The 13,609-nt window shown below is 33.5% G+C and carries 12 protein-coding genes; 4 read left to right on the forward strand and 8 right to left on the reverse strand.

The annotated features are described in order from the left end of the window. Positions 1–284: 284 nt before the first annotated feature. A complete protein-coding gene (sucC, locus tag BD847_RS00455; RefSeq protein WP_115886311.1) occupies positions 285–1,478 on the forward strand; it encodes an ADP-forming succinate--CoA ligase subunit beta in 1,194 nt (397 codons plus the stop codon). Between the two features lie 813 nt (positions 1,479–2,291). Here sucC and BD847_RS00460 read toward each other — a convergent pair. Both BD847_RS00460 and BD847_RS21025 read right to left on the reverse strand, forming a co-directional pair. Continuing rightward, complete coding sequence (locus BD847_RS00460) at positions 2,292–3,089, reverse strand: DUF5694 domain-containing protein (protein WP_115886312.1); 798 nt, start codon at positions 3,087–3,089, stop codon at positions 2,292–2,294. Positions 3,090–3,145: 56 nt separating this feature from the next. Beyond that, positions 3,146–3,280 (reverse strand): hypothetical protein, encoded by a 135-nt coding sequence (locus BD847_RS21025; protein WP_262511882.1) that lies wholly within the window; start codon positions 3,278–3,280, stop codon positions 3,146–3,148. Positions 3,281–3,311: 31 nt separating this feature from the next. On the opposite strand from BD847_RS21025, the gene BD847_RS00465 reads away from it, so the two are divergent. Both BD847_RS00465 and BD847_RS00470 read left to right on the forward strand, forming a co-directional pair. Continuing rightward, positions 3,312–4,352, forward strand: a complete 1,041-nt coding sequence (locus BD847_RS00465; protein ID WP_115886313.1) for a sensor histidine kinase — start codon at positions 3,312–3,314, stop codon at positions 4,350–4,352. Between the two features lie 3 nt (positions 4,353–4,355). Then, positions 4,356–5,063 carry a LytR/AlgR family response regulator transcription factor gene (locus tag BD847_RS00470; RefSeq protein ID WP_115886314.1) on the forward strand — a complete coding sequence of 236 codons (708 nt, stop codon included), beginning with the start codon at positions 4,356–4,358 and terminating at the stop codon, positions 5,061–5,063. A 145-nt stretch (positions 5,064–5,208) separates the two neighbouring features. Here the strand turns inward: BD847_RS00470 and BD847_RS00475 are convergent, their stop codons facing one another. The 4 genes from BD847_RS00475 to BD847_RS00490 form a co-directional block, all read right to left on the reverse strand. Next, a complete protein-coding gene (locus BD847_RS00475; protein ID WP_115886315.1) occupies positions 5,209–5,673 on the reverse strand; it encodes a DUF1456 family protein in 465 nt (154 codons plus the stop codon). A gap of 97 nt (positions 5,674–5,770) precedes the next feature. After that, a complete protein-coding gene (locus BD847_RS00480; RefSeq protein ID WP_115886316.1) occupies positions 5,771–6,805 on the reverse strand; it encodes an aminotransferase class I/II-fold pyridoxal phosphate-dependent enzyme in 1,035 nt (344 codons plus the stop codon). 2 nt (positions 6,806–6,807) lie between these two features. After that, positions 6,808–7,818 (reverse strand): dipeptide epimerase, encoded by a 1,011-nt coding sequence (locus tag BD847_RS00485; protein ID WP_115887298.1) that lies wholly within the window; start codon positions 7,816–7,818, stop codon positions 6,808–6,810. A 31-nt stretch (positions 7,819–7,849) separates the two neighbouring features. Continuing rightward, a complete protein-coding gene (locus BD847_RS00490) occupies positions 7,850–8,650 on the reverse strand; it encodes an alpha/beta hydrolase (protein ID WP_115886317.1) in 801 nt (266 codons plus the stop codon). Between the two features lie 53 nt (positions 8,651–8,703). Here BD847_RS00490 and BD847_RS00495 point away from each other — a divergent pair, with 53 nt between their 5' ends. Further along, a complete protein-coding gene (locus BD847_RS00495) occupies positions 8,704–9,105 on the forward strand; it encodes a helix-turn-helix domain-containing protein (protein WP_115886318.1) in 402 nt (133 codons plus the stop codon). Positions 9,106–9,125: 20 nt separating this feature from the next. On the opposite strand, the gene BD847_RS00500 is transcribed toward BD847_RS00495, so the two are convergent. Together BD847_RS00500 and uvrB are read right to left on the reverse strand one after the other, a co-directional pair. After that, positions 9,126–11,321 (reverse strand): prolyl oligopeptidase family serine peptidase, encoded by a 2,196-nt coding sequence (locus BD847_RS00500; protein WP_115886319.1) that lies wholly within the window; start codon positions 11,319–11,321, stop codon positions 9,126–9,128. A 104-nt stretch (positions 11,322–11,425) separates the two neighbouring features. Continuing rightward, a complete protein-coding gene (gene uvrB, locus BD847_RS00505; protein ID WP_115886320.1) occupies positions 11,426–13,417 on the reverse strand; it encodes an excinuclease ABC subunit UvrB in 1,992 nt (663 codons plus the stop codon). Positions 13,418–13,609 lie beyond the last annotated feature (192 nt).

Genomic DNA, 13,609 nt, shown 5'->3' on the forward strand with positions numbered 1-13,609 from the left:
GAAATGACAAAATCATAATAACTTTTAAATAATATTAGGAAAAATCGTCGTCAAGCCTTTAAATCCGCAGGGTTTTTTGTTAAATCTCAAACGATATAGTAGTTTTTAGTTAACATTAACAAAGCAATTGTTTAACGATTTGTTTGCTTTGAAAAAGATTATGAAATTAATAACAAATTGGCTCATTTTTTAATTGGAAAAAGATTTTACTATTAAGTTGAATTTTGCTACTTTTGTCGCACTTTTATTCTGAAATAAATTCAGAACCAGACAAATTCTATATTATGAACATACACGAATATCAAGGAAAAGAAATTTTAGCAAGTTACGGAGTACGCGTTCAACGCGGAATTGTGGCTAATAATGCGGTTGAAGCTGTAGCTGCTGCAAAACAATTAACTGCCGAAACTGGTACAGGATGGCACGTAATAAAAGCACAAATTCACGCAGGTGGTCGTGGAAAAGGTGGTGGAGTTAAGTTAGCAAAAAACTTACAGCAAGTTGAAGAGTTAGCAGAACAAATCATCGGAATGCAATTGATCACACCTCAGACTCCGCCTGAAGGTAAAAAAGTAAACAAAATTTTAGTTGCTGAAGATGTTTATTATCCTGGAGAAAGCGAAACTTCTGAGTTTTATGTTTCTGTTTTATTGAATAGAGGTACAGGACGCAACATGATTATGTATTCTACTGAAGGTGGAATGGATATCGAAGAAGTTGCTGAGCATACTCCACACTTAATCTTTACTGAAGAAGTTGATCCTAATGTTGGATTACAAGGTTTCCAGGCTAGAAGAATTGCCTTCAATTTAGGTCTTTCTGGAAATGCTTTTAAAGAAATGGTTAAATTCATCGACGCACTTTACAATGCTTACATTGGTTCTGATGCTTCTATGTTTGAAATCAACCCAGTTTTAAAAACTTCTGATAATAAAATCTTAGCTGTTGATGCTAAAGTTAACATCGACGATAACGCTTTATACAGACAACCTAAATATGCTGAAATGAGAGATATCCGTGAGGAGAATCCAATCGAAGTTGAAGCTAAAGAAGTTGGTCTAAACTATGTTGACCTTGACGGTACTGTAGGATGTATGGTAAACGGAGCTGGTCTTGCAATGGCAACTATGGATTTAATTAAATATGCTGGTTTTGAGCCTGCTAACTTCCTTGACGTTGGTGGAACTGCTGATGCTAAACGTGTTGAAACAGCTTTCAGAATTATTTTGAAAGATCCAAACGTAAAAGCTATTTTGATTAACATCTTCGGAGGAATCGTTCGTTGTGACCGTGTTGCTCAAGGTGTTGTTGATGCTTACAAAAATATGGGTGACGCTATTAAAGTGCCAATTATCGTTCGTTTGCAAGGAACAAATGCTGAAATTGCAAAAGAATTAATTGACAACTCTGGTATGCCAATCTTATCTGCAGTTCAATTCCAAGAAGCTGCTGACCAAGTTAAAGCTGCTCTTTCTTAATTAAATAAGAAATCAATTTATATAGAAAATCCCTCCGATTCTCGGAGGGATTTTTTTGTTTTTTCAAGTTGCGTATATCTGTAGAGGCGCACGGCAGTGCGTCTTCGCAACGCTTATCTACGTGGTTACGTGACGTAGACGCACTGCCGTGCGTTTCTACAATAAATTCGTGTAAAAGTTTTTTGTTTTTTCAAGTTACGTATATCTGTAGAGGCGCACGGCAGTGCGTCTACGCAACGTTTATCTATGTGATTACATGACGTAGACGCACTGCCGTGCGTCTCTACAATAAATTCGTGTAAAAGTTTTGTGATTTTTTATGTAGTCATGTGAATGTAGAGGCGCACGGCAGTGCGTCTACACAACGTTTATCTATGTGGTTACGTGACATAGACACACTGCCGTGCGCCTCTACAATAAATTCGCGTAAAAGTTTTGTGATTTTTTATGTAGTCATGTGAATGTAGAGGCGCACGGCAGTGCGTCTACACAACGTTTATCTATGTGGTTACGTGACATAGACACACTGCCGTGCGCCTCTACAATAAATTCGCGTAAAAGTTTTGTGATTTTTTATGTAGTCATGTGAATGTAGAGGCGCACGGCAGTGCGTCTACACAACGTTTATCTATGTGGTTACGTGACATAGATACACTGCCGTGCGCCTCTACAATAAATTCTGCATAAAAAAAAATCTGCTTTAATTTTTTTGGGAAATAAAATATAACCACAGATTAAAAAGATTAGAATGATTTTAAAAATCTGTGCTAATCTTTTTAATCTGTGGCTAAGATATCTTTACGGTTAAATTAATTATTTCAAAACAGTTGCCAATTCTACGATTTCAAATTCTGAATCGTGTACTAGAAATTCTCTTAGCATAGTAACATGGCTGGCACCAAGCAAAACCATTATTTTTTCGTCTTTGCTTTCAGTCAATTTCTGAATTAAAGAATACATGTATAAGTTTCGTTTGTACCAATTTGAAACTAAAGAAGCTCCTGTAAAATCGTCTGGATTTCCAGCTCTGTTGGCTACTTCTAAATACCATTGCATATCTTCATTATCGCGTTCTTTTTCATTGTAATAAAGCATAAGTTCGGTTAGAGAGCTTTTAGCCATTCTTTCATTATTATCTTTCTGAAACTTTTCTGTTGTCGCCGTATTTTTTTTCATTAAATCCTTCTGATTCGCTTTTTCCATTGACATCATTAAACTGTCATAAGGGAAACGAGTGCGATAATCAATTCCATATAATTTTTTATGCTTTAGTTTTTTTGCGGTGCGAAGTGCAAGCTGTGTAATTTCGTTTTTGCTATTTTTAAATAAACTGTCTGTGTTTTTATTGTAAAATTCATCTAATCCTGCTTGTTTAGCGTATTGCCATTCTACAAATATTTTATCCGGACCAAATTTTTTGATTTTGTCACTCATTATTTCGAGCTCCTTTTGACTTTTTTCAGACATTATATTAAAAGTATTTATTTTGGAAATATCATGTCCTGGATTTGCGTAATGAAAAGTTCCGATTAACAGAATTTGTTTCTTTTTAGTTTGAGCAAATGATAGATTTAATGTAAAAAGGACTAGTAATAAAATGATTTTTTGCATGGTTATTTTGTGTTTAAATTCATTACAAATATGGAGGTAGATTTCAAGCTGTTTTTTCATTTTTGATGAATTACAAGTTTCATTGGATCAACTGCTGAAATTTTGCTTTCAAAATGTTCGTGTAAAGTTTTGAGGTGTTCATCGTATAAAAATTGATGTTTCATATAAATACCATTTTCTTTTAATGTCATAATCGTATTTTTGAACTCATAACTGATATTTATGAAATTTAAAATTCCTTTCTATTACCATATCATTCTTTTTCTCGGACTATTTTTAACTTTTTGTCTTTGGGATTACGGAATGAACAATCGAATAGAAATGCTACGACTGACCACGGTTTATTTCTGGCTTGTATCGACTTTTATGCTTTCTATTTTTGTGGTTTATGTCTTCAATTTTTATACATTCTGCAATTGGTTTCTCAATAAAAAGAAAATTCTTTTTTACTTTTTGAGTATTCCTTTTTCTCTGTTGATTTTTGCCGGTGTGAGATACTTTTTTCAGGAAGTGGTTATGTTTCAATTTACTGGAATTCATAACTATTCTGAAGAAGGCAGAGAAGTATTATTTTATATTAAAGATAATTTTATCTTTGGTTTACCGGCTGTTATTTTAAGTACTTTGAGTTATTTGTTTTGGGAGTTTCAACACACTCAAAAGCAAAATCAGGAATTGCTTTTGGAAAACAAAAAAGCCGAATTTCAAATGCTGAAAGCACAGGTGAGTCCGCATTTTTTGTTTAATACACTTAATTCGTTTTACAGTCAGTTAGTTATAAAAGAAGATGAAATGGCTGATGATATTTTAGTGCTTTCTGATTTGCTTCGATACGTTATTAGCGAAACGGATAAAGATGAAGCAGTACTCTCAAAAGAAATTCAGTTTATTCAAAACTATATTCATTTACAGAAAAAAAGATTTGAAGATCAGTTGTATTTGGATTTTTCGGTTATCGGAAATTATTCGAATGAAAAAATTCTTTCGTCAGCTTTAATTCATTTTGTGGAGAATGTTTTTAAGCATGGAAAACTGAATATTGAAGAAGAGAAAACTGTTATTTTAATCAATATAGAAGATAAATTTCTAGAGATTTCAACACTCAATTATAATGCAGATGGAGAAAATTATTCTTCGACCGGAATTGGCTATGAAAATCTGACCAAGAGACTTGAATATATGTATAAAAACCAATTTATTCTTGAAAAAACCGAGGAAAATAATACCTTTAAAACGTACTTAAAAATACCACTAAAAAAATAATTTATGGCTTTTAAATGTATTATTGTGGACGACGAACCACCTGCAACACGAATTCTTGAAAATTATATTGGAAAAGTAAATTTCTTAGAAAAAGTTGGAGTTTTTAATGATTCATTAAAAGCATTAGAATTTTTAAATACACAAACAGTTGATGTAATTTTTCTGGATATTCAAATGCCACAATTAACTGGTTTGCAGATTTCAAGAATCATTTCAAAAGATATAAAAGTAATTTTTACAACAGCTTATCCGGATTTTGCTTTAGAAGGATTTGAATTAAATGCAGTTGATTATTTATTGAAACCTATTTCGTTCGAACGATTTTATCAGGCGGTTTCAAAACTGAATTCGGAACCTAAAACTATTGTTTCAAATCATAGCAATACAATAGATTTTTTATTTATTAAAACGGATGGGAAAAACAAATTTCAGAAAGTTTTTCTAAGCGATATTTTGTATGTAGAAAGTCTGCAGAATTACGTTTGCATTCATACTTCAAAACAGCAGATTATTACGCATTCGTCTTTAAGAAATGTAATTGAATCGCTTCCTGAAAATGATTTTATACAGATTCATAAATCGCATATTATTTCTTTAAAGCATATTGAATCAACAGATAATTTTTCTGTTTTTATAAATGGAAAAGAGTTACCGATTGGCGCGACTTTTAAAGATGCTTTTTTTGAAAAAGTAGAAGAAAATAAAATATGATTTTAACCGCAAAGGACGCTAAGATATTTACTTTTCTTTGTCATTATAAACGCAAAGTTCGCAAAGCCTTAACCATATAGCTTTGCGAACTTTGCGTTTATAATCGTACAGATTGGAAAATTTCTTAGCGCCTTTTGTGGTACAATTACTTTTTATTCTTCCCGTTTTTGAAAACCACTTTTTCTACAACAACTGGTTTTCCATTTCCTTTTGGGAATGCTTTCTTTTTAGGTTTTCCAGCTGATGAACCTGATTTTGATTTACTTTGATCACCTCTGTATTTTTCTGAGTCTTTTGGAGCAGCTTTAAATTCTGGTCTTTCTTTAGACGTTTCTTTCTTCGGAATCTCAGCTTTATGTTTTGCTAAAACATCATTTGGATTCTTTGGATTTTCTTTGGTTCCTCTTAAATGAATTACCAATCCGTTCAGGAAGTTACGCAAAACCTGATCACCACATTCCATATAATTAGGATGATCTTCAGCTCTGAAAAAAGCACCTAATTCTGATTTTGAAATTCTAAAATCTACTAATTCTAAAATTTCAACTATTTGATCATCACGGAGCATCAAAGCCACGCGAAGTTTTTTAAGTATATCGTTATTTGTCATAATTTTTGTTTCATGTTTAAAGTCTCAAGTTTTTTCAATCTTTACTTGAACCTAAAACTCATTATTTACTTTTTGCAAAGGTAGTTTTTTAAAATGATTAAAAACGAGAATTAAAATCATTTAAAACGCTTACAAGTTTATCCAAATCTTCTTTTAAATGATTTGCTGTGATTACAATTCGGTTCAAAGGTTCTGAATCTTTAGTGTATTTGAAACTGGCAATAATTATTTTTTCAGCTTTTAATTTATCGACCAATTCTTCGGCTAATAAATAAATCAAAGGATACTTTTTATCAAACTTAATAAAATTACTTTGATTAAGAATCGAATCGATATAATTCAAATTCTCTAGTAATTTCTGATGTTGAATTTGATATATTTCTGAAGCATCTGAAAGCGATTGCACAAAGGCCGGATTCATTCCTGCGGCACTCGTAAAAGTTTCAAGTTCTTTTATTTCCTTTATAAATTGTGCATTTCCTGCGATAACGCCGCCAGTTAAGCCAAAAGCTTTTCCTAAAGAAGAGACAGTGATTTTTTGACTAATCAGATATTCAAACGAGGAATATATTCCTGAGCCATTTTTACCAATAATTCCCAGAGAATGAGATTCGTCAATAACTAAAGTAATTTCTTTTTGATGCGAAATCTCATTTAAAAAAGACAAATCAACAGGTTTTGTCTCGAATGAAGGAACGCCATCAGTCAGAATCGTAATCTTTTCAGATTCGGTATTTAATAAACGATCATTTAATTTCTGATTTACAAATACAGGCGAACTATTTTCGACCGTAATAGCGGAATGTATTTCATTTAAATGAAAAAAACAGTCCGTTTCCTTTTTCAGTTTTTCCAAAACCAATTTTCCTGCCAGCATTCCTGATGAAACTGTTACAGTATTTTCTGAACCTATGTGAGAGGCCAGAAAGTTTTCGCCTGCATCATAAGCCGTCAATTGAATATTAGCGGTTCTGGAACTTCCATAAGTAGTTCCCCATTTCAGTATATTATTGATGACAAGATCCTGAAATTCCTTGTGTGTTGGAAGTCCCAAATAAGCAGTTCCTCCAAAATACAAATATTCTTTTTGGTCAACTTCAATAATTCGGTCAGGAAATTTTTCGACTTTCATTTTTATAAAAGTGTAACTCCGGTTCCGTTAAGCTCAGAATAACTCACGACACCGTCTTTAATAGTAACTCCAGTAGCAATATCTTCTGCGAGAAGGAGTGCACCATCCATGTCTACGTAATCTAATTGAGGAAGCAAATGTGCTATTGCCGAAATTCCAACTGTCGATTCGGTCATACAACCTACCATTGTTTTTAAACCTAATTTTTTAGCTTCTTCAATCATTCGCTTGCCTGGAGTTAATCCGCCACATTTTACCAATTTGACATTTACACCATGAAAATGATTAAAACATTTGGAGACATCTTCCTCAATAATACAACTTTCATCAGCAATTATCGGAAGAACGGAATGTTTAAAAACTTCTTTATGTCCTTCCCAATTGTCTGCTTTCATTGGTTGTTCAAGAAATTCTACGCCTAGTTTTTTCAGTTCAATTGCATTATTTATTGTTTCTTCGACGCCCCAGCCGCAGTTTGCGTCAATTCTAAAAACCGCATTTGTATGTTTTCGAAGTTCTTTTACGATAGCAATATCTTCCTTGGTTCCTAATTTGATTTTATAAATAGGCCAAGGCAGTTCCTGCATTTTTGAAACCATTTTATCTATTGAAGCAATCCCAATTGTGTAATCCGTCAACGGATTTTTCTCAGTGGTATAATTCCAAAGCTCAAGGAGTTTTTTGCCCTTTTTTCGTGCATACAAATCATTATAAGCCAAATCCAGCGCACATAATGCAAACATATCATCTTTTAAATATGGATGAATTTTAGACCAAAATGCTTCGGGAGTTTCATTTTCTGACGCCTCAATAATTCCTCTGATTTTTTCCAAATCTTCCATCATGATGGCAACAGTAGTATTGTAGTATGGATTAGAAGTTGCTTCTCCAAAACCCGAAAATCCATCACTTTGAAGTTCTACAATTAACGATGGTTGAAAATCAATGGATTCTCTTGAAATCGTGAAAGTATGTTTTAGTTTTAAATTATACTCTCTTAAAATTAGTTTCATAATTTGTGCTATTTTTTTATTTTTTTTTCGATCAATAACCAAGCCAGAGGACAGCTTTTACAAATCCGTCCCGCCAAAGTTTTTCATTATGTTCGCCGCCAGGAACAATTTTGGTTTTCGTAAGATGGAGACAATAACAGCGATTTTTATCTAATAGTTTTTCCATTTTATGTAAATCATTTACCATATTTTCATCTTCTTTATCTCCACATAAAAAGTAAAATCGGGTTTTGATTTTTGGAGACTTTTCGGTAAAAGTGTAAATTTCATTCGAAAACCAAAATGAAGGGGAAAGAGCGCCTACATTTCCGAAGATTTCCGGATATTTTACACCAGCATAAAAAGAAACCAAACCGCCAAGAGAACTTCCCATAATTGTAGTGTTTTTAGCTTTTGTTTTGGTTCGGTAATTTTTATCAATATATGGTTTCACGGTATTTACGATAAAATCCAGGTATTCATCAGCTTTTCCGCCGCCGTATTTTTCATTTTTGAAAGGCGTTAATTCATCGATACGTTTGTCATTTCCGTGTTCGATTCCCACCACAATTACAGGTGCTTTTAAACTGTCCAATTTTTCATCTATATTCCATTCGCCTACAAAAGAGGTTTTAGCATCAAAGAGATTTTGAGCATCATGCATATAGATTACACTATATCTTTTTTTGGCTGAAGCCGAATAATCTTCGGGCAGATAAAGCCATATTTTTTTGGTGGTTTTAAGTTGAGGAGATTCCAGATTGAAAGTAGACACATTTTTGGAAGCAGTGCTTTCTTGCGCATTTCCGAACGTAATCCAAAGAAAAACAAAAAAGAAAAGTCCTCTATTCATGTTTATTGTGTTTTAGTTATAAATATGATATTTTAGCTAAAAATAATAAATTGATGAATACCGAAGAAGAAAAGAGAAGTTTACTTTTAGAAATGATTGCTTTCTCGACAGTTGATGGTCAATTGCATAAACGCGAGCTGGAATTTTTATGGCTGGTTGCTCAGGAACTGAATATTGATCGTGCTCTTTTTCAGGATTTATTTCATCAGGAATATACTGCTAAAGTGATCAAATCTGAATTTCAGCGTATTCAGCAATTTTACAGATTAGCATTGATTATGCATTGCGACGGTATTTTGCACGAAAAAGAAGCAAAAGCAATTCAGCAAATTGCAATTGAAATGGGATTAAATCCAGGCGCTGTAAAGCGTGTTTTGGATCTTATGGAAAAAGCACCAAATGCCTTAATTGACCCAAAAGTGCTGCTCAAGGTATTTCAGGAGCAACACAATTAGTTCATAAAAAATTTTAGATTTTATAGTTTGCTATTTATTTGTGATTGATTTTTTGATGGTTGAAATTTTGGATGCCCAGTATAAGTATAAGCGAAACTCACTAAGTCACTTGCTTTTTCAATGTTTTTTGTGACGCTGTCACCCATTCCGTGTCCCGATTCAAAGTCAGTAAAGAAAAGTATAGGATTATCAGATGTATTGGCATTTTGAAATGCTGCTGCAAATTTTGACGGTTGCCAGGCAATAACCCGCGGATCATTCATTCCTGCCGTAATTAATGTTGCCGGATATGCGGTTCCTTTTTTAATATGATGAAAGGAATCCATTTCCAGTAAAGCTTTAAATTCTACAGGATCTTTTACAGTTCCAAATTCGGGAATATTTGGTGGACCATTTGGAGCTATTTCTGATCGAATTGTATTGAATTCCCCAACTTGTGCAATGGCAGCTGCAAATAGATCAGGACGTTCAGTAATGGCTCTTCCAATTAAAATTCCGCCGGCACTTGCGCTCCAAATTGCAATTTTTTTGGATGACGTATATTTTTCCTGAATTAAATATTCGGCAGTTGCGATTAAATCCTTCCAGGTATTAGGTTTAGTTGTTTTGTAACCGGCTTTGTGCCAGGTTTCTCCCAATTCGCCGCCACCACGGACATGTGCAATAACATAAATTCCACCATAAGCACAATACGTCATATTCATAGTGCTGAAATAAGGATCGATTGAAGCTCCGTATGCTCCGTATCCCATTATTAAAACGGGATTTTCTCCGTTGAGCTTGGTGTTTTTATTATATATAAGAGAAACCGGAAGTTTTATACCATCATGAGAAGTAACTGTAATTTCTTTGGAAATAATATCTTTAAATTCGGGATATTCTATAGCTTTTGACAAAGGCTGATAAATAAAGTTATTTGTTTCCGGATTGTATAAGTAACGTTTTTTAGGCGAAGTCCAGCCAGTAAGCGTAATCCAGATTTCGCTTTTATTTTCGTTTATATTTAAAAAAGATGCTGCGCCAGACTGAAATGGCAATTTTAGTTCAACGGGATTGGTTTTTTCTTTCGGTAAAAAATATACTTTCGCCTGAACTCCATTTACTGTAAGCGAATAATACAAGCCATCTTTTGTAAGAACAAAATCGGTAATATTTCCGTATTTCGATTCATTGATTACATTTGTTGCATTTTCGATTTCAGGATGTGCAATTGGAACTTTAATAATTTTGAAATTGGGTGCATTTTTAAAGGTTAAATAGTAAATGAATTCTTTGTCGACGTGATAATTAATAACTTCGTCTTTTTTGTCAACTAAGATTTTCCATTTTGCAGGCGAAAAATTATTTTTTAAGTCTGTGGTATATAACTTAATTCTGTTATCTACTGTTACAACTTGTCCGTAATTTTTACTTGAATTTTTATGAAAATAATTAAATGGAAATTCTTCTGCAGCGATGTTAAGTTCGGGATTAGTTGCGCTCGAAAAATATTCGATGTCTTTGTTTGCATCTTTTCCCACTTCGTGGTAATAAACTTTGGAGTTTAATAGTCTGTTAGGATCTGTAATATTTGAAGAATTTAACCTTGCATAAGTAAAAGAATTACCATCCGGAAGCCATGATGGAGAACTAAACCAGCACCGATCAATTACTTCAGGATAAACTTTACCATCACTGTTTATAATTAGTAATTCAGCATTTTCAGAACCGCTTGCAGCAATCTCTACAGCAACTTTATCTCCTTTTTCATTGGGTGTAATAGAACTGATATTGTAATTGGCTTTAGTGGATTTTTTATAAGTTTCGGGATCTAAAAGTAATTTTTCAGCTCCTTCGTAACCAATCCGTAAATATAATTTGCCGTTTTCTTCGTTGGCATTTCGTTTTAGATAAAAATAATGATTGTTTTCAGTAATTTGCAGATCTGTGATGGTACTTTCTTTTCTGGTATCAAGCTCTTTAAGTTTTTTAATCAGATTTTGACGTTCTGGAACTTCATCTAATTTTGCGCGGGCATAATTAGCATTAGATTTCATCCAATTTACCACATTTGGATCTTCGAGATTTTCGAGATATTGGTATGCATCTTCTATTTTCTGCCCAAAATATTCATCAACAACAATTTTTTCTTTTGCGGGCTGAGGCTTAACTTGTCCGAAATTGTATACTATCGAACCCAAGAGAGAAGCAATAGTGAAAGTAAATTTAGTATTCATAATTTATCTAGTTTAAAAGAAAGGCTGAAATCCCAGATAGATTATGGATATGTAAATTTATACAATTATTTTAAGTAATTGATATTTAAGTTGTTGTATTTTTTTTATGATAGCTGTTCCTGAAGCTTTTTAATATCATCGCGAAGTTTAGCAGCTTGCATAAAGTCTAATTCTTTTGCCGCTTTTTCCATTGATTTTCGTTTTTCACGAATCATTTTTTCCAATTCAGTTTTCGACATATACTTCGTTTCGGGTTCTGCTGCAGCTGGCAAAGTATGTCCTAATTCGTATTCTACCAAAGGGTTTTTTGTAAACGCGCTGTCGATTTTTTTATTTAAAGCTTGTGGCGTAATGTTATTTGCAGTGTTGAAATTGATTTGTTTTGTTCTTCTGTAATTGGTTTCATCAATTGTTCTTTGCATGCTGGCCGTTATTTTATCGGCATACATAATGGCTTTTCCATTTAAATTTCTTGCGGCACGTCCAATGGTTTGGGTCAAAGATCTGTGGTTTCTTAAAAAACCTTCTTTATCGGCATCAAGAATGGCGACTAATGAAACTTCTGGTAAATCTAGACCTTCACGAAGTAAGTTTACCCCAATTAAAACATCAAAAATACCTTTTCGTAAATCCTGCATAATTTCAATACGTTCCAAAGTATCAACTTCCGAATGGATATAACGACAGCGAATGTTCACTTTTGTCAAATATTTGGCTAATTCTTCGGCCATTCTTTTTGTTAAAGTCGTTACCAAAACACGTTCGTCTAATTCGCATCGAACCTGAATTTCTTCTATCAAATCATCAATTTGATTTAAACTTGGACGAACTTCAATAATAGGATCCAACAATCCGGTTGGACGAATAATTTGCTCGACATAAATTCCGTCCGATTTCTGTAACTCATAATCGGCAGGAGTTGCTGAAACATAGATAACTTGATTTTGCAAGGCTTCAAATTCTTCAAATTTTAATGGACGGTTGTCCATAGCTGCAGGGAGTCGGAAACCATATTCGACCAGGTTTTCTTTACGACTTCTATCACCTCCATACATGGCATGAACTTGAGAAACCGTAACGTGGCTTTCGTCAACAACCATTAAAAAATCACTCGGAAAATAATCTAATAAACAGAAAGGTCGTGTTCCGGCTTCTCGTCCGTCAAGATAGCGGGAATAATTTTCAATTCCGGAACAATAACCTAATTCCCGAATCATTTCTAAATCGAAATTAGTTCTTTCTTCCAGACGTTTGGCTTCCAGATGTTTGCCTATTTCTTTAAAATAATCAACTTGTTTTACTAAATCCTGCTGAATCTGCCAAATAGCACCTTGCAAAACTTCAGGTGAAGTCACAAACATATTGGCTGGATAAATTGTAAGTCTTTTGAATTTTTCAATAACCTGGGAAGTTTTAGCATCAAATGATTCAATTTCTTCGATTTCATCTCCAAAAAAATGAATTCGATAGGCATCATCAGCATAACTTGGATATACTTCGACCGTGTCGCCTTTGATTCTGAATGTTCCCGGATTAAAATCGGCTTCTGTTCTGGCGTACAAACTCTGAACTAAACTATGCAATAATTTTGTTCTCGAAATAACCTGATCCCTTGTGATTTCAATTACATTCTTCTGAAATTCGACAGGATTTCCAATACCATACAAACAAGAAACGGAAGCGACTACCAAAACATCGCGGCGGCCTGAAAGTAGGGAAGAAGTAGTGCTTAAACGCATTTTTTCTAATTCTTCATTGATAGATAAATCTTTCTCAATAAAAACTCCGGTTACAGGCATAAAAGCTTCCGGCTGATAATAATCGTAATAAGAAACAAAATATTCAACAGCATTGTTTGGGAAAAACTGCTTGAATTCTGAATATAATTGTGCCGCCAAAGTTTTATTATGTGCTAAAACCAAAGTAGGGCGCTGTACTTCTTGAATAACATTTGCAACAGTAAAAGTTTTACCAGATCCTGTAACTCCCAATAAAGTTTGATATTTTTCTCCATCGACTACGCCTTGTGCTAGTTTTTGTATGGCTTGAGGCTGATCTCCTTTTGGACTATATTCTGAGGATACTTGAAAATTCATTTCTTACTGATGAAAGATTAGTTTTGTAAAGATACGAAGTTTGAATTCTATAAAAAAGCTAAATAGGATTGCCATGAATTACACGGATTTTCATGAATTATTTTATGGTGTAGTCCCTACGGGACATTCGTTTTGGACGATATTTTTTCTACCGATATTAAATTCCTAACGGAATATTTTATAGCAATTTGA

Source organism: Flavobacterium cutihirudinis (assembly GCF_003385895.1).
Lineage (GTDB): Bacteria > Bacteroidota > Bacteroidia > Flavobacteriales > Flavobacteriaceae > Flavobacterium > Flavobacterium cutihirudinis.

Coding starts and splice junctions, on each gene's coding strand:
- BD847_RS00485 (WP_115887298.1), bottom strand. CDS start 7,818: ATGAAACTAATTTTAAGAGAGTATAATTTAAAACTAAAACATACTTTC.
- uvrB (WP_115886320.1), bottom strand. CDS start 13,417: ATGAATTTTCAAGTATCCTCAGAATATAGTCCAAAAGGAGATCAGCCT.
- BD847_RS00490 (WP_115886317.1), bottom strand. CDS start 8,650: ATGAATAGAGGACTTTTCTTTTTTGTTTTTCTTTGGATTACGTTCGGA.
- BD847_RS00480 (WP_115886316.1), bottom strand. CDS start 6,805: ATGAAAGTCGAAAAATTTCCTGACCGAATTATTGAAGTTGACCAAAAA.
- BD847_RS00495 (WP_115886318.1), top strand. CDS start 8,704: ATGAATACCGAAGAAGAAAAGAGAAGTTTACTTTTAGAAATGATTGCT.
- BD847_RS00465 (WP_115886313.1), top strand. CDS start 3,312: ATGAAATTTAAAATTCCTTTCTATTACCATATCATTCTTTTTCTCGGA.
- BD847_RS00500 (WP_115886319.1), bottom strand. CDS start 11,321: ATGAATACTAAATTTACTTTCACTATTGCTTCTCTCTTGGGTTCGATA.
- BD847_RS00460 (WP_115886312.1), bottom strand. CDS start 3,089: ATGCAAAAAATCATTTTATTACTAGTCCTTTTTACATTAAATCTATCA.
- BD847_RS21025 (WP_262511882.1), bottom strand. CDS start 3,280: ATGACATTAAAAGAAAATGGTATTTATATGAAACATCAATTTTTATAC.
- BD847_RS00475 (WP_115886315.1), bottom strand. CDS start 5,673: ATGACAAATAACGATATACTTAAAAAACTTCGCGTGGCTTTGATGCTC.
- BD847_RS00470 (WP_115886314.1), top strand. CDS start 4,356: ATGGCTTTTAAATGTATTATTGTGGACGACGAACCACCTGCAACACGA.
- sucC (WP_115886311.1), top strand. CDS start 285: ATGAACATACACGAATATCAAGGAAAAGAAATTTTAGCAAGTTACGGA.